Origin of the sequence: Curtobacterium sp. MCLR17_036 (assembly GCF_003234445.2) — a bacterium.
Classification (GTDB): Bacteria; Actinomycetota; Actinomycetes; order Actinomycetales; family Microbacteriaceae; genus Curtobacterium.
The window spans coordinates 451,878-470,180 of sequence record NZ_CP126269.1 but is presented as its reverse complement, the minus strand read 5'-3'; the positions used below and the strand labels follow the sequence as shown (position 1 = coordinate 470,180).

At 73.8% G+C, this 18,303-nt stretch carries 16 protein-coding genes; 8 read left to right on the top strand and 8 right to left on the bottom strand.

All coding sequences use genetic code 11. The annotated features are described in order from the left end of the window. Nucleotides 1-182: 182 nt before the first annotated feature. The gene (locus DEI99_RS02290) at nt 183-818 is read right to left on the bottom strand and encodes a TrmH family RNA methyltransferase (protein ID WP_284180927.1); all 636 of its coding nucleotides are present in this window, start codon (nt 816-818) and stop codon (nt 183-185) included. Nucleotides 819-841: 23 nt separating this feature from the next. Further along, a complete protein-coding gene (locus DEI99_RS02285; RefSeq protein WP_284180926.1) occupies nt 842-1,507 on the bottom strand; it encodes a TetR/AcrR family transcriptional regulator in 666 nt (221 codons plus the stop codon). A 129-nt stretch (nt 1,508-1,636) separates the two neighbouring features. On the opposite strand from DEI99_RS02285, the gene DEI99_RS02280 reads away from it, so the two are divergent. Then, nucleotides 1,637-2,434, top strand: coding sequence for an HAD-IIA family hydrolase (locus DEI99_RS02280; RefSeq protein ID WP_071296854.1), 798 nt, complete (start codon nt 1,637-1,639; stop codon nt 2,432-2,434). Between the two features lie 148 nt (nt 2,435-2,582). On the opposite strand, the gene DEI99_RS02275 is transcribed toward DEI99_RS02280, so the two are convergent. After that, nucleotides 2,583-3,473 (bottom strand): CPBP family intramembrane glutamic endopeptidase, encoded by an 891-nt coding sequence (locus DEI99_RS02275; protein WP_284180925.1) that lies wholly within the window; start codon nt 3,471-3,473, stop codon nt 2,583-2,585. Nucleotides 3,474-3,510: 37 nt separating this feature from the next. Here DEI99_RS02275 and DEI99_RS02270 point away from each other — a divergent pair, with 37 nt between their 5' ends. Continuing rightward, nucleotides 3,511-4,200, top strand: coding sequence for a metal-dependent transcriptional regulator (locus DEI99_RS02270; protein ID WP_284180924.1), 690 nt, complete (start codon nt 3,511-3,513; stop codon nt 4,198-4,200). 358 nt (nt 4,201-4,558) lie between these two features. On the opposite strand, the gene DEI99_RS02265 is transcribed toward DEI99_RS02270, so the two are convergent. Together DEI99_RS02265 and DEI99_RS02260 are read right to left on the bottom strand one after the other, a co-directional pair. Then, entirely contained in the window at nt 4,559-5,836 is a 1,278-nt protein-coding gene (locus tag DEI99_RS02265; protein WP_284180923.1) for a calcium:cation antiporter family protein, read from the bottom strand. A 339-nt stretch (nt 5,837-6,175) separates the two neighbouring features. Beyond that, nucleotides 6,176-6,820 carry a HEAT repeat domain-containing protein gene (locus tag DEI99_RS02260; RefSeq protein ID WP_284180922.1) on the bottom strand — a complete coding sequence of 215 codons (645 nt, stop codon included), beginning with the start codon at nt 6,818-6,820 and terminating at the stop codon, nt 6,176-6,178. Between the two features lie 116 nt (nt 6,821-6,936). Here DEI99_RS02260 and DEI99_RS02255 point away from each other — a divergent pair, with 116 nt between their 5' ends. Further along, entirely contained in the window at nt 6,937-7,890 is a 954-nt protein-coding gene (locus DEI99_RS02255; protein ID WP_284180921.1) for an aldo/keto reductase, read from the top strand. 187 nt (nt 7,891-8,077) lie between these two features. Here the strand turns inward: DEI99_RS02255 and DEI99_RS02250 are convergent, their stop codons facing one another. Both DEI99_RS02250 and pyrE read right to left on the bottom strand, forming a co-directional pair. After that, nucleotides 8,078-10,363, bottom strand: a complete 2,286-nt coding sequence (locus tag DEI99_RS02250) for a septum formation family protein (protein ID WP_284180920.1) — start codon at nt 10,361-10,363, stop codon at nt 8,078-8,080. Next, entirely contained in the window at nt 10,360-10,911 is a 552-nt protein-coding gene (pyrE, locus tag DEI99_RS02245) for an orotate phosphoribosyltransferase (RefSeq protein ID WP_071296847.1), read from the bottom strand. The genes DEI99_RS02250 and pyrE overlap by 4 nt, the downstream gene beginning before the upstream one ends. Nucleotides 10,912-11,012: 101 nt before the next feature. Between pyrE and DEI99_RS02240 the strand changes: the two genes are divergently transcribed. The 3 genes from DEI99_RS02240 to DEI99_RS02230 all read left to right on the top strand — a co-directional run bounded on the left by DEI99_RS02240 (nt 11,013) and on the right by DEI99_RS02230 (nt 14,974). Beyond that, the gene (locus DEI99_RS02240; protein ID WP_146247205.1) at nt 11,013-12,686 is read left to right on the top strand and encodes a hypothetical protein; all 1,674 of its coding nucleotides are present in this window, start codon (nt 11,013-11,015) and stop codon (nt 12,684-12,686) included. A 64-nt stretch (nt 12,687-12,750) separates the two neighbouring features. Next, on the top strand, nt 12,751-14,097 hold the full coding sequence (locus DEI99_RS02235) for a M23 family metallopeptidase (RefSeq protein ID WP_146247204.1): 1,347 nt from the start codon (nt 12,751-12,753) through the stop codon (nt 14,095-14,097). A 40-nt stretch (nt 14,098-14,137) separates the two neighbouring features. Next, entirely contained in the window at nt 14,138-14,974 is an 837-nt protein-coding gene (locus DEI99_RS02230) for an exodeoxyribonuclease III (RefSeq protein ID WP_071296845.1), read from the top strand. Nucleotides 14,975-15,710: 736 nt separating this feature from the next. Here DEI99_RS02230 and DEI99_RS02225 read toward each other — a convergent pair. Then, nucleotides 15,711-16,634: an AEC family transporter gene (locus DEI99_RS02225; RefSeq protein WP_111042958.1), complete on the bottom strand. Its 924-nt coding sequence runs from the start codon at nt 16,632-16,634 to the stop codon at nt 15,711-15,713. Between the two features lie 83 nt (nt 16,635-16,717). On the opposite strand from DEI99_RS02225, the gene DEI99_RS02220 reads away from it, so the two are divergent. After that, nucleotides 16,718-17,314, top strand: coding sequence for a nitroreductase family protein (locus DEI99_RS02220; RefSeq protein WP_071256959.1), 597 nt, complete (start codon nt 16,718-16,720; stop codon nt 17,312-17,314). Between the two features lie 39 nt (nt 17,315-17,353). Further along, on the top strand, nt 17,354-18,112 hold the full coding sequence (locus DEI99_RS02215) for an HAD-IIB family hydrolase (RefSeq protein WP_111042957.1): 759 nt from the start codon (nt 17,354-17,356) through the stop codon (nt 18,110-18,112). Nucleotides 18,113-18,303: the final 191 nt, after the last annotated feature.

The following is an 18,303-nucleotide window of genomic DNA, read 5'->3' as shown; positions in this document are numbered from 1 at the left end:
GTGACCTTCCGGGCACGACGAACAGACCCTCGGAGTGGTCGGGTCCACGCTGCAGGGTGGGGATGAGTGTGCGACGACCGCCTCACAGGCCGCTGCGCTTCCATCCTGAGCACCCTCACGGCTTTCCGCCGACGAACCGTCGCTTTTTCACCCTGCCGTTCACCCCGTCCGGGGGTCGTCGGTCAGGACGGGCGGGCGTGCTGGACGATCCAGCTGTGCATCACGACGGCCGCGGCGGCCGACGCGTTGATGCTCCGGGTCGAGCCGTACTGCGTGATCTCGAGGTGTCCGTCTGCGCCGGCGACGGCCTCGTCGGTCAGGCCCGGTCCCTCCTGCCCGAACAGGAACACGCACCGCTCGGGGATCGCCGCCGTCTCGATCCGCTCGGCACCGGGGGTGTTGTCGATCGCGACCACGGGCCGGCCCTCGTCCGCCATCGCCGCCAGGAACGCCTGCACGTCGGGGTGGTGCCGCACGTGCTGGTACCGGTCGGTCACCATCGCCCCGCGCCGGTTCCAGCGTCGCCGCCCGATGATGTGCACCGTGCCGGCGAGGAAGGCGTTCGCGCTCCGCACGATCGACCCGATGTTCAGGTCGTGCTGCCAGTTCTCGATCGCGACGTCGAACGCGTGCCGACGGGTGTCGAGCTCGGCGACGATCGCCTCCATCGACCAGTAGCGGAACCGGTCGACGACGTTGCGGCTGTCCCCGGTCGCCAACAGCTCCGGGTCGAGCCGCGGGTCGTCCGGCCACGGCTCGGGGTGCGGACCGACGCCGTTCGTCGTCAGCTCGTGCGACGGCTCGGGCGTGGTGCTCACCGGACCAGCGTACGACCCGGCGGTCAGGCGCTCGCGCGCGCCTCGATGCCCGCGATGAGGATGTCGAGCCCGAGGGCGAAGCGGACGTCGTAGGAGTGCTCCCCCAGCACCTCGCCCACGAGCGCGTGCCGCTCCGGTCGACCGGCGGGGGCGTCGCCCCGGCCGACCTGCACCCCGGCGTGCCCGACGACGAAGTCGTAGACGACGAAGAACGCGTACATCGATTCCTGGTCGGACAGACCGGCCTGGCGGAGCGCCCCGACGACCTTCGCCACGACGGCGTCCGACTCGGTGGACGCCAGCGGGGCACGCTGGCTGTGCGACTCGAGCACGAGCGGGTGCGTCCGCATGAGGTCGCGGAAGGTCGTGGCGAAGGTCCGGACGACCTCGTGCCACTCGTCCGGCCAGACGAACGTCGCGGTGAACTCGTCGACCGTGCGGCGGACGAGCTCGGCGTGCAGGTCGTCGAGCCCGCCGATCGTCCGGTGCACCGTCATCGGGGCGACGCCGAGCCGCGCGCCGAGCGCCCGGAACGACAGGCGGTCGAGGCCGTCCTCGTTCGCGATCGCCGTCGCCGCGTCGACGACCTGCTGCCGGTCCAGTGCGTTCGGCCGCCCACGGCGGCGACGCGGAGCGGCCTCGGGCGGACTCCCTGGGGCGGCGGTGGCTGGTCCGGGTTCGACGAGCACGGGCGGTCCTCCTTGATGCGGTACGTGTCCCGAAAAGCCTAGGGCAAAGCCGACCGGTGTTCGGTGTTCAGACGGGCGCGGTGCCCGTGGTCCGGGGTCCCCGTCACGGCCGCGCACTAGGGTGAGGCCATGGCAACCCGCGACGAGGTCGAGTGCTGGCTGACCGACATGGACGGCGTGCTCGTGCACGAGAACCAGGCGCTCCCCGGGGCCCCGGAGCTCATCCAGCAGTGGCTCGACGAGGGCACCGAGTTCCTCGTGCTCACGAACAACTCGATCTTCACGCCGCGCGACCTGAGCGCGCGGCTGCGCAGCTCTGGCCTGCACGTGCCCGAGGAACGGATCTGGACCTCGGCCCTGGCGACGGCGGACTTCTGCCGCTCGCAGATGCCCGGCGGCTCGGCGTTCGTCATCGGCGAGGCCGGCATGACGACCGCGCTGCACGAGGCCGGCTTCATCATGACCGAGACCGCCCCCGACTACGTGGTCGTCGGCGAGACCCGCAACTACTCGTTCGAGGCGATCACGAAGGCCGTGCGGCTCATCCGCGCCGGCGCCCGCTTCATCGTCACGAACCCCGACGCCACCGGTCCGTCGGCCGAGGGCGTGCTGCCCGCCACCGGCGCCATCGCCGCGATGATCGAGAAGGCCACCGGCAAGCAGCCCTACGTGGTCGGCAAGCCGAACCCGATGATGTTCCGCTCGGCCATGAACCGGATCGGCGCCCACTCCGAGAACACCGGCATGATCGGCGACCGGATGGACACCGACGTGCAGGCGGGCATCGAGGCCGGGCTGCACACCGTCCTCGTCATGACGGGCATCAGCGACCAGGCCGAGATCGACCGCTACCCGTTCCGCCCGAGCGAGGTCATCTCGGGCGTCCACGAACTCGTCCGCACCGAGCCCTTCGAGGTCGAGCTCTAGCGAGCAGCGCGCCGCCGCCCGCGCGCGGCTGCGTCGCTGCGCACGACCGAAGTGCATCCGCGCCAGGTCGCGTCGCGGTTCCGATGCACGTGCGTTGTGCACCGTCGCGCCCAGGGCCGGACCGTGCCGGGCGCGACGGACGGGGTCGCTACCGCGATGCGAGACCGGCGGGGGCCTCGACGGATGCGGTGCCACGGGCCTCCAGGGCGAAGGCCGCCATCGGCGGCACCGAACGCCACTGCTTCGCCAGGCGACGCGGGCGGTCGTCCCGCCACGCGACCAACGCCCCCGCGACGATGCCGAGCACCAGCACCGCGAACGAGAACAGCCCGATCAGCCCGACCGCGATCAGGCGTCCCCGGTCCTCGAACCCGGCGGTCGCCGAGAAGCCGATCGACCCGAAGTCCCAGAACGCGTGCAGGAGCACCGGGGCGAGCAGGTTGCCCGTGAGCCGACGGGCGACGTAGAGCGTGGAGCCGAACGACGCCGCGAACACCACCTGGAGCAGCGTCGCGTCGACCTCGGCACCGCCGAGCACGTTGAGCAGGTGGAGCACGCCGAACAGCGCGCACGAGATGGCCCACACGCCGATCTCCGGCACGCGACGGCGCAGTCCGACGAGCAGGACGCCGCGGGTCATCAGCTCCTCGAACACCCCGACGAACAGCACCCCCACGGTGAGCAGCAGGAAGTAGTGCGGCGGCAGCGCCGACCAGTCGACGAAGGGCAGGCGGGCGAGGGCCACGAGCACGATGAGCAGCGGGGCGACCATCGTCCACCGCAGTGGCGTCCGGGTGCGGTCGACCGTGGCGATGCGCCACCAGCCGAGCGCGGTGACGAACACGGCGAGCGCCACGACGGCGATGCCCTCGGGCACCACGAGCGCCCGGACGACGCTGTCGACCGTCTGCCCGAGGGTCGCGTAGTCGTCACTCGGTCGGGACCGCCAGGCGCTGACCGCCGCGAAGACCACGATCGGCACGAGGCCGACGAGCAGGGACGGCGGGACCGGCCAGCGGCGGCGACGGGGTGGGTGCACGTCTCATCTGTACCAGGGCGGCCGTACGATTGGCGGTATGCGCCTGCCCTCCTTGTCGACCATGGCAGAGGACTACGTCAAGCTCATCTGGAAGGACGGCGAGCGCGGCGGCGCGGGGCTCGCCACCCGGGACATAGCGGCCGCGCTGAAGGTGTCGGCGTCGACGGTCTCGGGCAACCTCCGCAAGCTCGACCGTGACGGGCTCATCGAGCACACCCCGTACTACGGCGTCGTCCTCACCCCGCTCGGCCAGCAGGTCGCCGTCGCGATGGTGCGCCGGCACCGGCTCATCGAGACGTTCCTGGTCGAGCGGCTCGGCTACTCCTGGGACGAGGTCCACACCGAGGCCGAGGCACTCGAGCACGCCGTGTCCGAACGGTTCCTCGACCGGGTGGACGCCGACCTCGGCCACCCGACGCACGACCCGCACGGCGACCCGATCCCCGCCGCCGACGGCTCGGTGCCGGACTCCCCCGGCACACTGCTCGGCGCGGTCGAGCCGGGTTCCTGCGGCACGGTCGACCGGGTGTCGGACGACGACCCCTCGTTGCTGCGGTACTTCGACGAGCTCGGGGTGGGACTGGGCACACACCTGCGGGTCGAGCGTGTGCGCGACTACGCGGGCGTCATCGCGGTGGCGCGCCGGGCGAGCGACGGGTCCGAGTCCCTCGTCGACCTGCCGGCAGCGGCGGCGTCCGCGATCTGGCTCGCCCCCGACGCCGACTGACCGGAGCGGCGCGCACGGCGCGCACGGTCCGAAGCCGCGCGACGCGCCCCGAGGTCGCAGGACGTGCCACTCACGTCCACCGAGGTCGCACGAAGTGCCGCCCGAGCGGCGCCCAGACGGCAGAACGCGCGACCTCGCGCCCGCCCGGCCCCGGCCCCGAGCCGGACAGGAGGCACGGGGCCAGCCGCCCCGCGCCTCCCGCCTGCCCCGTCCCTGGTCGCACGACGCGCCGCTCACGTCCACCGAGGTCGCACGAAGTGCCGCCCGGACAGCGGCCAGGCGGCAGAACGCGCGACCTCGCGCCCGCCCCCGGCCCCGCCGCCCGCGCGCCCGACGCCCGGCCCGCCCCGCCCGCCGCCTACGCCACCCGCGGCCGGCGGAACGGCGCTGCGAGCGTCGGCCCGATCTCCCGCCGGTTGTTCCAGAACACCACGACCGCCGCCACCAGGTGCACGGTGCTGAGCACCCACCGGCCGCTCGTGTCGGTCACGACGAACTGCACCGCGAACAGGGCCACCAGGGCGATCGCCGACCACCGGTGGAACCGCAGCGCGATGATGATCGCCACGCCGAGCACGGTCTGCGAGGCGGTGAGCACGAACTCCTCGACCTGCCGGCTGTCGAGCGGCAGCCCGCCCGAGGTCCCGCCGCCGAGCACGTGCGCGATCGGCAGCGAGCCGACGAGCAGCGACCACTGGTTGATCTTCGACGCGATGAGCGTGCCGATGGCCGCGCCGCCCATTCCGCGCAGTGCGAAGAGCACGGCGACGATGAACTCGGGGGCCTCGGTCGCGAGCGGCGCGAGCCACTGCACCAGGAAGTAGCTGTCGATGCCGAGCGCGCTGCCCGACTCGACGAGGGCGTCGGCGAACGGCTCCGCCGCCGTGAGCACGATGGTGGCGGCCGCGGCGAACAGCAGCACGATCGTCCAGCGGCGGGCGCCCCTCGGCATCGAGGCGATGTTGCCGGCCATGCCGGGCAGGTCCTCGTCGTCGCCGCCCGGCACCTGCGAGGCCCGCCACAGGTAGACGACGAACACGGCGAGCAGCACGAACCCGAACCACATCGGGATCGAGCCCATCAGCGGGATGAGGAACGCGACGACGGCGAGCAGTGCGAGGAACCCGACGTCGAGCCGCGCGGACCGCTCCAGCTCGAGCACCCGGCTGGCAGCGGCGGGCATCGAGCCCTCGCGCACGAACCGTCGTGCGACGAGCAGTGACACGATCACGACGAGCGGCCAGCCGAAGCCGAGCAGGAGCCGGTTCGACCCGGTCATGTTCGCGGCGGCGAACTGCTCGTACGCGGGGTCGTACCCGGAGCGGAACGCGTAGTACAGGTCGACGGCGTACTCGGGGAGCACGGCGATGAGCGCGAGGATCGCGATGGCGAGCGCCCCGGAGATGTCCTTCTGCGCGGCCTCGGCGGCCCAGGCGAGCAGGAACGCGGCGGCGACGACGGCCCCGCCGAACACGAACAGGTCGACGACCGGGTTCGGTGCGAGACCGCCGAGGCGGAACACGACGGCGGGCAACGCGAGGACGACACAGATCGCGACGCGGCCCCAGGCGCTGGCGCCCATGCGGGTTGCGGGGGCGGCGGCCGTCGACGTGGAGGTCGACAGGGTGTCGGTCATGGTGGGTCTCCCGGGAGGAGCCACGGCAGGGCCTCGCAGGGAGGACCTCGGCCACGGCGGAACGGCCGAAGGTCTCGCTCGCCCGACCCGGCCCTGTCGGACCCGTGTCGGGTGGTGCACCGGGCCGATCGTCGTGATGGCCAGTGTGTCGATGCACGCGCTGGGAGCTACTCCCCTTCGGCACCCACCTTGGCGCGCTCCGATCCGCTTGCGCAAGCCGATCCGGCCTCTTCGGCGTCCCGAATCCAGGTCTTGCCCGGCCCGCCCCGGAACGGACGGGAGGCCCGTGGCGGCGTCCGCCACGGGCCTCCCGTCCGTCAGGCGCGCACCCCGCGGGGCCTACCCCTTCGCCGACCGGGTGCGGCCGAGCGCGACCTCGCGGCGGGCGCGCTCGAGCGCGAGCGCCGAGGCGGCGTCGGGGTCCTGCAGCAGCCGCTCGGTCTCGGCGACGTGCTCGCGCACCGCGACCGAGCCGCGGTCGGCGGCCGAGGCGAGCACGCTGGCGACGGTGTCCTCGCCGAGGGCGACGAGCGCCCGCGACAGGCTGAGACGTCGTTCACGGTCACCGACGCCGAGCTGCACTGCGAGGGTGCGGGCGAGCGCGTCCCGTTCGTCGTCGGGCACCAGGCCGACGGCGGTGCGCCACGCGGTGCGCAGGACGCCCTCGTCGGGGTCGCCGAGCAGTGGTCGGACGACGGGCCAGGTCGACCGGTCGCGGATCTTCGACAGCGTGTGCAGCGCCTGGCTGCGGGCCTGCGCCTCGGGTCGGGTGAGCTCGCGCGTGACCCGTGCGACGACGGCGTCGGCGGGGTGTCGGGTGAGCGCCCACGTCAGGGTGTCGCGGACGAACAGGTCCGGTTCCACCGCGCACCGGGCGACGAGCACGTCCAGGTCCTCGGCGTGCGGGGTGGCCCCCGCGGCCATGACGGCCTGCAGTCGGACGGAGGAGCGCGGGTCGGCGAGGGCTTCGGTGAGCGCGGTCATCGGTCCATGCTCGTCCACGATCCCGGGACCGCGTCGAGACTCGGGGCATACCGTCGGCAGGCGACGGCCCGTCCCCGGACCGCCCACGACCACGTGCACAACCGGAAGGACCCCACATGCCCCGCATCGGCACCAGCGATCTCCACGTGTTCCCCCTCGCCCTCGGCGGCAACGTCTTCGGGTGGACGGCGGACGAGCGTACCTCTCACCAGGTGCTCGACGCGTACACCGCCGCGGGCGGTGACTTCGTCGACACCGCCGACGTCTACTCGGCCTGGGCGCCGGGCAACGAGGGCGGTGAGTCCGAGCGGGTCATCGGCTCGTGGCTCCGCGCCTCGGGCAAGCGCGACGACGTCGTCATCGCGACGAAGGGTTCGCAGCACCCGCAGTTCCAGGGCCTCGGCGCCGCGAACGTCGCCGCTGCCGCCCGTGCCAGCCTGCAGCGCCTCGGCACCGACCGCATCGACCTGTACTACGCGCACTTCGACGACCAGGCGACCCCGCTCGAGGAGACCGTCCGTGCCTTCGACCAGCTCGTGCAGGACGGCCTGGTGCGGTACACGGCAATCTCGAACTACTCGAAGGAGCGGGCCGAGGAGTGGATCCGCATCGCGACGGAGAACGGCCTCGCGCAGCCCGTCGCAATCCAGCCGCACTACAACCTGGTGACCCGCCAGCCGTACGAGTCCGACATCGCCCCGCTCGCCCACGACCACGGCCTCGGCGTCGTGCCGTACTTCGCGCTCGCCGCCGGGTTCCTGACCGGCAAGTACCGCACGAAGGACGACTTCGCCGGGAAGGACCGCGAGGGCCAGGTCTCCGGCTACTTCACGGACGAGGGGCTCGCCGTCGTCGACGCGCTGTCCACCGTCGCCGAGGCCCACGACGTCGCGATCGCCACCGTCGCCCTCGCCTGGCTGCAGGCGCAGCCGGACGTCGTCGCGCCGATCGCCAGCGCCCGGGACACCGACCAGCTGCCGGCGCTGCTCGCCTCGGCGGACCTCGAGCTCAGCGCCGACGAGCTGCGGACGCTGACCGACGTGTCGGCGAAGGTGCCGGCGACCGCCTGACCCCACGCAGGCGCCGTCCCGAGCGGATGCGCGTGCACGCTCCGACAGCCCACTCGTCGTTCGACGGGTGGGCTGTCGTCCGGTGCACACGCACCCAATGCGCGTGCATGCTCCGACAGCCCACGCGTCGATCCCGGGGTGGATCGTCGCAGAACGGGTGCGCGCCGACCCCGGTCGGCCGGCGGGCCTACGCCGGCGCGAGCGACCCGGTGAGCGGCTGCCCGGACGACCGCGTCACGAAGCACGACAGGAAGTGGTCGCCCTGGTCCCAGGTCTGCTGGTCGGGGGCGTAGGAGCCCTGCACCTGCACGTCCCCGACGGCGGCCGCGGCTGAGGCGTCCAGCGCAGCGTCCGACTGGCACTGCTCGGCGGCCTGCGCCCCGAGCGCCTCGGCACCGGGGTACGCGTCGGCGGTCACCGGGATCCGCGCGGTGAGCTGGGCGATGTGCGGGGTCGCGCAGTCGACGACCGTGAACGTCTGCGACCAGGCGTTCGTGAAGGGTGACAGGCACTCGCCACCGGCCAGGTCGGTCCACGGGTGCTCGCCGGGCAGCGCGGGCGTCGTCGCGAACTGCAGCGTCGTGCCGGACTCGGCAGCCTCGCTCGACGGCGGCGCCGAGGGGGTGGTCGACGGGGTCGCGGCAGCCGTCGACGCAGCCGCGGCGGGCGAGCGCGTCGGTGCGGTCTGCTCGGCGATCCCGTTGCCCCGGATCCACAGGGTGAGCAGGAACACCGCGACGACGAGCACGAGGATGAGCACGACCGACGCGCCGATGAGCAGCTGCTTGCCGCGCGTGCCCTCGCTCCGGAGCCGGGCGACGCCCTCGTTGATGAAGTTGTCGCGACCGCCGGACGCACCGCCGGCGCCGGACGACCCGCCCGCCCGCTGCCCGTTCGCAGCGGACATCCCGGCAGACGGCGCCACGGCCGCCGGCATCATCCGCGTGCCGGTGTCCTGCGGGTCGTAGCCGGTGCCGCCGAGCTGGTCGACGGCCTCGGTGCCGAACAGGTCCTTGATGGCGCTCGTGTCGCTCGTCTCGCGGCCGGCCCACTCGGACTGGTCGAGGTCGTCCGGCGCCGTACCCGGCAGGGTGGCCGGGCGCTCGTCGGAGCGGTCGTCGTCGCGGTGGTCGGTCCGGAGCCCGAGCAGCGCGTCGAGGTCCTGCCCCACCGCGGGCGGCAACGCCGCGGGGTACGCCTGGGTTCCGGCGGCGGGCTCGACGAGCGGCGGGGCCGCCGTGGGCGGCACGGTCGCGTCGGGGTCGTCCCACCACACGTCGGCCGCCGGCATCGCGGTGGTCGGCGCGTCGGACGGGAGGCCCGGGGTGGCGTCCGCAGCGTCGTCCCGCCCGGGCGCGCGGCTCGCGCCGAGGGCTTCGGTCGCGTCGGACGGGGGCGTCGCCCCCGGCCCGGGAGCGGCCGGCGCGGTCGCGGCGGCCGCAGCGGCCGCGGGGACGGCCGGCGGCACCGGGAACTCGCGCAGGACCGGCGGCACACCGTGCGCCGGGGTGGCGTCGTCGCGCGCCGGCTCGTCGGACTCCGCGGCGAGCGACCACGAGCCGGAGCCCGTCGAGGTCGTGGTGGTGTCGAACGTGTCCGCGGTCAGTGCGGACGGAACCTCGCCGGCCTCGTCGTCGCGGATCGCCCAGTCGAAGGGCCGGTCGCCGCCGGCGACACCCGACGCGGGTCGCCCGAGCTCGTCCAGGCGCAGCAGGTCGGTGAAGCTCGGCGGCTCCTCGGTCGGCGGCAGCACGTTCTCGACGCCGGGCGGCTGCTCGGCCACCGGCCCGGTCGGCACGGCCCCGGGGCCCGTGGCCCGTCCGAGCCAGTCGACGTCGGCGCGACCCTCGCCGAACGGGTCGACGCGGCGGCGCTCCGCGTCGACGGCCCGGCTCGCGGCGGCGCGTTCGTCCCGGTGCGTCTGCGCGGTCGGCAGCGAGATCGACGAGGGGTGCGGCGCGGCGGCGGCCGGGGGCACGGCGGCGGGCGGCGGGATGCGGTCGTGCAGGGTGGAGCGCTCGTACTCGACCGCCGCGGTGGGGTTCTCGGACGGTGCGGCGAGCTGCTCGGGCATCGAGATCGCCTGCGTGGCGCCGTCGTCGAGCGGCGCGGGAGCGGACGACACGGCGCCCGCGCCGGTGCCGGCGTCGGTGCCGGTGCCGGCGTCGGTGCCGGTGCCGGTGCCGGCGTCGGTGCCGGTGCTCGTGCCGGACTCGGGCTCGTCCTCGGGGACGAACGGTTCGGGCAGCGGTGCGCCGGTCTCCTTCGCGGAGCGCTCCGCCTCGCGGCGCTCCCGACGCGAGGGCCAGTCGTCCGCGCCCCTGGGCGCCCCGAAGATGTCCGCGGCGCTGCGGAGCCCGTGGAACGGAGCGTCCTCGCCGGACGCACGCCGGGCCTCCTGGCCGTCGGCCCCGTCTGCCGGGCCGGCGGTGTCCTCGGGTCCGCGCGCGTCCTCGGGACGCTCCTCGGTCACGCGGTCAGCCCCAGATCAGCCAACCCGATGGCCGCGAAGTAGGGGTAACCGGCGGCCTCGATCGTCTCCTTCGCACCGGTGTCCCGGTCGACGACGACCGCGACGGCGGCGATGATCGCGCCCTCGCGCTCGAGCGCCTCGGCCGCCTTGAGCGGCGAGCCACCGGTGGTCGAGGTGTCCTCGAGCACGACCACGCGCTTGCCCCGCAGGTCCGGCCCCTCGACCTGCTTGCCGCGGCCGTGGTCCTTCGGCTCCTTGCGGACGACGAACGCGTCGTAGGCCAGACCCCGGGCGGCGGCCTGGTGCAGCACCGCGCTCGCGATCGGGTCGGCGCCCATGGTGAGGCCCCCGACCGCGTCGACGTCGGGCACCTGCTGCACGAGCTCGGTCATGACCTGGCCGATCAGCGGCGCGACCCGGTGGTCCAGGCTCACCTTCCGCAGGTCGATGTAGTACGTCGCCTTCTTCCCGCTGGTCAGGGTGAAGTCGCCGTGGAACACCGCTTCGGAGGAGATGAACTGGATCAACTGTTCGCGCGCGTCGGTCACAGCCCACAAGGGTAGCCGGTCGGGCGCGTCCCGCGCGCCTCCCGGCTGCCGGGGCGAGGAAGCGGTACGGGCACCGAGCGCGGCTCGGTACGCTCCGGAGCATGTCCCGAGCACCGCACCGCGCCACGGTGGCCACGTCGTCCGCCGGCGCCGGCCGGGCGTCGGCGGGCGCTGCGTCCGGCGCGGTCTGGCGGGAGGCCCTGGGCGCCCTGGTCGCACTGGCCCTCGCCGTCGTGGCGCTGCGCCACGTCGTCGCCACCGAGCGCGTCTCGGTGCTCTGGTACGACGGCGACTCGGTGCTGCTGCCGCTCGTGCGCCGGTCGCTCGAGGCGGGGCAGCCGTTCGAGTGGGCGATGTCGCCCGCGCTGTTCTTCTTCCCCGAGCTGCCGGTCTACCTGCTCTGCGCCCTGGTGACGGCGACCCCGCAGCAGGCCCTCGCGCTGAACGGCGTGCTCGTGCTGCTCGCCGTCTACGCGCTGGTCCGGGCGGCGGCGAACGAGCTCATGCCCTCGGCAGGGCGCGCGGCGCGGATCACGGTGTCCGCCGGGGCGCTGGCGTTCGTGACCCTGCTGGTGCTCACCGAGTCGTCCCCGACGACGAACTCGCTCGAGCTGGCGTCGCTGCTGCTCACGACCACGTACTACTACGGGGTGGTGCTCGCGATGCTCGGCACGGCGGTGCTCGTGCTGCGGGCCGTCCGGACCGGCCGGGCCTCGCCGACGGTGCTCGTCGTGCTCGGGCTGGTCGCGGCGTGCACGACCGCGTCGAACCCGATGTACGTGCCGTGGTCGGCCGCGCCCGTGGTCGTCACGCTCGCGCTCCTCGCCCTGGCCCGTCGGGTGCCGTGGCGTCCGGCGGGGCTGCTCGTCGCGACGCTCGTGGTCGGCTCCGTCGTCGGGTACCTGCTCCGTGTCCCGCTGCGGCCCTTCGTGTCGCTCGACCCGTCCTCGTACCTGCACCCGGACCGGGCGGCCGCGTCCCTGCGCTTCTTCGCCGCGCTGACCGACGACCGCGCCGGCACCGCCGCCGGGGACGCCGGGCTGCTCCTGCTCTTCGCCGGGGTGCTCGTCGCGGTCGGCGGCACGGTGTGGGCCTGGCGGGTGCGGACGTCGCGCACGGTGCTCGTCGCCACGGCACTCCCCCTGGTGACCGTGGTCGCCCTGTCGGTCGGCGTCGTCGTGACCGGGCAGGACGCCGCGCGGTACCTGCAGCCGATCGCCACCGTCCCGCTGCTCGCGGTCGTCGCCGTCGCGGAGCTCGCCCGCACGGCGGTGCGCCGCACCCGGGTGCACCGTCCGCGGCGAGGTCTCGCCACCGCCGTGGCCGTCGCCGCCGGGGTCGTGCTCGTCACCGGCGTGGCCGTCACGCCGAGCACCGCGGGAGCGGTCGCCGCCGCGCGGTACGCCCCGACCGCGTGCCTCGAGCGCTGGGCCGACGGCCGCACGGTCACCGGCGTCGGCCAGTTCTGGACGGTGCGGCCGCTCGCCGCCTACGCGACGCCGAACGTGCACCTGCTGCAGGTCCGCGACACCTTCGACGCCTACCCCTGGCTCGTCGACCTCGGTGCCTACCGCGACGCGTCCCCGACGTTCGTCGTCGTGGGGTCGCGCGACCTGTGGACCACCGCGGTCGAGGACTCGCTCGGCGCCCCGGCGACCATCACCCACTGCACGGGCTTCGACGTCTACGACTACGCGGGCACGGCCGGCGCCGAGGTCCTGCGCCGCGACGTCGTCGGCAGCGCGGACGCGATCCGACGGGAACGCGGCTTCTAGGAGTTCTCCACAGCGGCGCGTTGTCGGTCGATCCCGGCTGTACGGATGTATAGGCTCGTGCCCGATGTCTCGATCCTCCCGCCTCCGCTCCCCCAGGGCCGCCGTGCGCCTGCGACTCGCCGTCACGGCCCTCGCGCTCACGGGCCTCGTCGGCACGGTCGTCGCCGAAGCCCCCGCCGCACAGGCGGTGACCTACCCCACGTGGGACGAGGTCAAGGCGGCCCGCGGCAAGGAGTCCGCGAAGCAGGGGCAGATCACCGAGATCAAGGGCATCATCAGCGAGCTCGACGCGAAGGTCGAAGCGGCCGAGGCGAAGGCGCAGGAGCTCGGTGACGTGTTCTACAAGGCGCAGCGCACGGCCCAGACCGCAGCCGAGAAGGAACAGCGGCTCCGCGCCGACGCGGAGGACCACGCGGAGGTCGCCGACCAGAGCGCCGCGCAGGCCGGCCAGTTCGCCGCGCAGATGGCCCGCTCGGGCGGCGCCGACGTCACCACCTCGGTGCTGACCAAGGGCGACGACGCGAGCGACCTGCTCTACGACCTCGGCGCGCTGAGCAAGCTCTCCGAGCAGGCCGAGCGCGTGCAGGCCGCCGCCGCCAACGACGCCGCCGTCGCCGAGTCGCTGCAGGCCCAGGCCGACCGCGCCGCCGAGGCGCTCGAGGACCTCGCGGCGAAGGCCGAGGCCCGCATGCAAGAGGCCCAGGCCGCCTCGGACGCGGTCCAGGCCGCCTACGACGAGCAGCAGTCGAACAAGGCGCGACTCGACGCCCAGCTCGCGACCCTGACCTCGGGACGCGTTCGCACCGAGGCCGAGTTCGCCGCGGGTGAGCGTGCCCGCAAGCGTGCCGAGGAGAAGGCCGCGCGCGAGGCAGCCGAGCGGGCCGCGGCGCAGCTCGCGGCGCAGAACGCGAACGCCGGCTCCTCCGGCGGTAGCGGTGGCGGTGGCGGGGGCGGCGCGTCCGCCGGCGGCAGCGGCGGCGGCTCGGTCGGCTCCGGGTCCGGCACCGGTTGGGTCCGGCCGGCGAGCGGGTACGTCATCAGCCCCTACGGCTACCGCGTGCACCCGATCACCGGCGTCGTCACCATGCACGAGGGCACCGACCTGGCGAGCGGCTGCTACACCCCGATCGTCGCGGCGTCGGCCGGCACCGTCGACTACGTCGGGTGGTACGGCGGGTACGGCAACTACGTCCGCATCAACCACGGCGGCGGCGTGCAGACCGCGTACGGCCACATCGTGGACGGCGGCTTCCGGGTCGCCCAGGGGCAGCAGGTGTCCGCCGGGCAGCTCATCGCCCTGGTCGGCTCCACCGGTGCGTCGACCGGCTGCCACAGCCACGTCGAGGTGCACATCAACGGCGCCACCACGGACCCCGTGCCGTTCATGTCGGCCCGCGGCGTCGCCTTCTAGACGGCACGGTCCCCAGCCGCCACCGGTAGGTTCTTGTCCCATGCGCGTGGCGACCTGGAACGTGAACTCCGTCCGCACCCGAGTGGGGCGGATCGTCGACTGGCTGGTGCGCGAGGACGTCGACGTCCTCGGCATGCAGGAGATCAAGTGCAAGCCGGAGCAGTTCCCGGTGGACGCCTTCGAGGCCGCTGGCTACCACGTCGAGGCGCACGGCCTGAACCAGTGGAACGGCGTCGCGTTCGCCAGTCGCCTGCCGATGGAGGACGTCACCCGCGACTTCCCCGGCCAGCCCGGCTTCCTCAAGGGCCACGAGGGTCCGGACCTGCCCGTCGAGGCCCGCGCGATGGGCGTCACGGTCGACGGCGTCCGGCTCTGGAGCCTGTACGTCCCGAACGGCCGCGAGCTCGGCGACCCGCACTACACGTACAAGCTCGACTGGCTCGCCCAGCTGGCCGACCGCACCTCGGAGTGGCTCGAGGCCTCGCCGGAGACCCCGCTCGCGCTCATGGGCGACTGGAACGTCGCACCGCTCGACGAGGACGTCTGGGACATCCGCGTCTTCGAGGGCTCGACCCACGTCAGCGAACCCGAGCGCGCCGCGTTCCGCGAGTTCGAGGCGCGCGGCCTGCAGGACGTCGTCCGCCCGATCGTCCCCGACGGCTCCACCTACTGGGACTACAAGCAGCTGCGGTTCCCCCGCGACGAGGGCATGCGGATCGACTTCGTCCTCGGCTCGCAGGCCTTCGCCGACGTCGTCACGGACGCCTCGATCCACCGCGACGAGCGGAAGGGCGACGCCCCGAGCGACCACGTCCCCGTGGTGGTCGACCTCGACCTCGACACCTCGCTCGACGACGACCGGCCGATGATCTTCTGACGCTGCGGGTGCTGCGGGCGGGCGTCGGGCGCGCACCCGATGCTTCGTGAGCAGGAACGGTCGGGTCCCCACCCGCCACCCGACCATTCCTGCTCACCATCCGCAGTGCACGCGACCCCACGACGGACGGGAGGCCCGGTGCGGCCCCGCCGCGCGCCTCCCGTCCGCCCCGCGCGCACCCGATGCTTCGTGAGCAGGAACGGTCGGGTCCCCACCCGCCACCCGACCGTTCCTGCTCACCATCCGCAGCGCACGCGACCCCACGACGGACGGGAGGCCCGGTGCAGCTCCGCCACGCTCCTCCCGTCCGCCCCGACGCTTCGTGAGCAGGAACGGTCGGGTCCCCGCCTGCCACCCGACCGTTCCTGCTCACCATCCGCAGTGCACGCGACCCCACGACGGACGGGAGGCCCGGTGCAGCCCCGCCACGCGCCTCCCATCCGCCACGCGCGCACCCGACGCTTCGTGAGCAGGAACGGTCGGGTCCCCACCCGCCACCCGACCATTCCTGCTCACCATCCGCAGCGCCCGCGACCCCGCGACGGACGGGAGGCCCGATGCAGCCCCGCCACGCGCCTCCCGTCCGCCACGCGCGCACCCGACGCTTCGTGAGCAGGAATGGTCGGGTCCCCACCCGCCACCCGACCATTCCTGCTCACCATCCGGCGCACGCGCCGCCCGCGGCCCCGCGGCGCCGCCCACAGCGCACGCGACCCCGCGCGGCGCCCCGGGCGCGCTACGGGTGCAGCAGCGCCGCCACCGCGACGAGCACGGGGACCGAGCCGATCGTCGAGATGAGCACGACGTCGCGGGCGACCGGGACGGCCGCGCCGTACCGCTGCGCGTAGTTGAAGACGTTCTGCGCCGCGGGCAGTGCGCCGAGCGTCGTCAGCACGAAGACGTCCTGCGCGCCGAGGCCGAAGACGAACCGGGCGAACACGAACGCCACGGCCGGCATGACCACGAGCTTGATCGACGACGCCACGATGACGTCGGTGCGGATCGCCGGGTCGCGCAGGGGCGCGGCGCCGTGCAGGCTCATCCCGAAGGACAGCAGCACGACGGGCACCGCGGCGGCCCCGACCAGCGAGAACGGCTCGAGCACCGGTGCCGGCAGGTCGATGCCGGTCGCCGAGAACACCAGGCCGACGATCGAGGCGATGATGATCGGGTTCCGGAAGGGCCCGGACACCCGCCGCACCCAGCCGCCCGAGCCCGCGGTCGCGGCGTCGAGGATCGTCAGCGCGATCGGCGCGAGGACGACGAGCTGCAGCAGGATCACCGGCACGACGGCGGTCGCCTGCCCGAGCACGTAGACGGCGACCGGCAGCCCGATGTTGTTCGCGTTGACGTAGCTCGACGCGAGCGCGCCGACGGTGGTGGTCGTGACGGACCGGCGCAACACCAAGCCGAACACCGCGGCGGCGACCAGCGCCACCGTGAGGGCGCTGACGAGCGACACCCAGAGCACCGGCGACAGCAAGGAGGCGATGTCCGCGGTGGCGATGGTGTGGAACAGCAGGCAGGGCATGAGCACGAAGAACGTGAGCCTGCTCATCACGAACTGGGCGTGCGGCCCGAGCAGTCGGATGCGCCCGACGACGTAGCCACCGGCGATGATCGCGCCGATGATCGCGAACCCGGTCAACACGCCACCCATCGGGTCCATCCTCGCACCACCGCGGGACCTGTCACGTCGCTCAGGTCGGAAATGCACCGGCACGCGCAGCCGTTGCACGCGGCATGACCTCGACGAACGCCGACACCCTCACCCGGTCCACCGACTCCAGCCAGCCCCTGGTTCCCCTGCTCGAGGAGCGCTGGAGCCCGCGCTCCTACGACGAGACCGCGACGATCACGGACGCGCAGTTCGACGCCGTGCTCGAGGCCGCGCGGTGGGCCGCGTCGGCGATGAACCACCAGCCCCGCCGCTTCCTCGCGGGCCGCCGTGGCACCGAGACGTTCCGGAAGATCAACGAGAACCTGCTCGGCTTCAACGCCGCGTGGGCGTTCCGCGCGAGCGCCCTGGTCGTCGGCGTCCTCGAGACCGTCACCGAGGACGGCGAGGCCCGTCCGTTCGCGCAGTACGACCTCGGGCAGTCGCTCGCGGCCCTGACGGTGCAGGCGCACGCCGAGGGGCTGCACGTGCACCAGATGGCGGGCATCGACGCCGAGGGCCTCCGCGCCGCCTTCGACCTGCCGGAGCGCTTCCTGCCCTACACCGTGACGGCGATCGGCACCGTCGCGCACCCGTCGCAGCTCGACGAGAAGGCCGCCGAGCGCGAGGTCGCCCCGCGAACGCGCCTGCCCCTCGACGAGGTTGTTCTCGTCAAGGAGTAGTCAGCGGGCCCCTGGCCGGCGTCTGGCAGGATCGGGGGCATGACCACGCCCCGCCTTGTCGCCTTCGACCTGGACGACACGCTCGCCCCGTCGAAGTCCGCCCTCGACCCGCGCATGCTCGAGACCTTCGCGTCCCTGCTCGAGGTCGTCCCGGTCGCGGTGATCTCCGGCGGCAACTTCCAGCAGTTCGAGCAGCAGCTCGTCACGCCCCTGCGCGAGCGTGACGGGCTCGTGCTCGACGACCTGCACCTGCTGCCGACCTGCGGGACCCGCTACTACCGGTGGGCGGGCGACGACTGGGCGTTGCAGTACGCCGAGGACCTGACCGACGAGCAGAAGCGCCGCGCGCTCGCCTCGGTCCGGGCCCGTGCGGAGGAGGCCGGCTACTGGGAGTCCGAGACCTGGGGCGAGATCCTCGAGGACCGCGGCTCCCAGATCACGTTCTCGGCCCTCGGCCAGACCGCGCCCGTCGACGTGAAGAAGCAGTGGGACCCCACCGGCGCGAAGAAGGACCACCTGCGCGGGCTCGTGCAGGCGGACCTGCCCGACCTCGAGGTCCGTTCCGGCGGCTCGACGAGCATCGACATCACCCGCAAGGGCATCGACAAGGCCTACGGCATGCAGCGGCTCGCCGAGATCACCGGCATCGCGCTCGACGACATGCTGTTCGTCGGCGACCGGCTCGACCCCGAGGGCAACGACTACCCGGTGAAGGCCCTGGGCGTGCCGTGCCACGCGGTCGAGGGCTGGGAGGACACCGACGCCTTCCTCACCGATCTGGTCCCCACCCTGCGCTGACGCGCTCCGTGAGCAGGAACGGTCGGGTCGGTACGCACCACCCGACCGTTCCTGCTCACCATCCGCAGTGCACGCGACCGCACGCCGGACGGGAGGCCCGGTGCGGGCCCGCCACGCGCCTCCCGTCCGGCACCGGGCACGTCCGGATCGCGCGCCGGCTCGCCGGGCCGACCGTGCGCCCGCCGGCCCGC

What these genes read in the sequence shown, in the direction of transcription:
- DEI99_RS02280 (WP_071296854.1), top strand. Translation starts at nt 1,637, where the DNA reads ATGGCAACCCGCGACGAGGTCGAGTGCTGGCTGACCGACATGGACGGC.
- DEI99_RS02225 (WP_111042958.1), bottom strand. Translation starts at nt 16,634, where the DNA reads ATGGGTGGCGTGTTGACCGGGTTCGCGATCATCGGCGCGATCATCGCC.
- DEI99_RS02255 (WP_284180921.1), top strand. Translation starts at nt 6,937, where the DNA reads ATGCCCCGCATCGGCACCAGCGATCTCCACGTGTTCCCCCTCGCCCTC.
- DEI99_RS02215 (WP_111042957.1), top strand. Translation starts at nt 17,354, where the DNA reads ATGACCACGCCCCGCCTTGTCGCCTTCGACCTGGACGACACGCTCGCC.
- DEI99_RS02265 (WP_284180923.1), bottom strand. Translation starts at nt 5,836, where the DNA reads ATGACCGACACCCTGTCGACCTCCACGTCGACGGCCGCCGCCCCCGCA.
- DEI99_RS02235 (WP_146247204.1), top strand. Translation starts at nt 12,751, where the DNA reads ATGTCTCGATCCTCCCGCCTCCGCTCCCCCAGGGCCGCCGTGCGCCTG.
- DEI99_RS02240 (WP_146247205.1), top strand. Translation starts at nt 11,013, where the DNA reads ATGTCCCGAGCACCGCACCGCGCCACGGTGGCCACGTCGTCCGCCGGC.
- DEI99_RS02260 (WP_284180922.1), bottom strand. Translation starts at nt 6,820, where the DNA reads ATGACCGCGCTCACCGAAGCCCTCGCCGACCCGCGCTCCTCCGTCCGA.
- DEI99_RS02270 (WP_284180924.1), top strand. Translation starts at nt 3,511, where the DNA reads ATGCGCCTGCCCTCCTTGTCGACCATGGCAGAGGACTACGTCAAGCTC.
- DEI99_RS02220 (WP_071256959.1), top strand. Translation starts at nt 16,718, where the DNA reads ATGACCTCGACGAACGCCGACACCCTCACCCGGTCCACCGACTCCAGC.
- DEI99_RS02230 (WP_071296845.1), top strand. Translation starts at nt 14,138, where the DNA reads ATGCGCGTGGCGACCTGGAACGTGAACTCCGTCCGCACCCGAGTGGGG.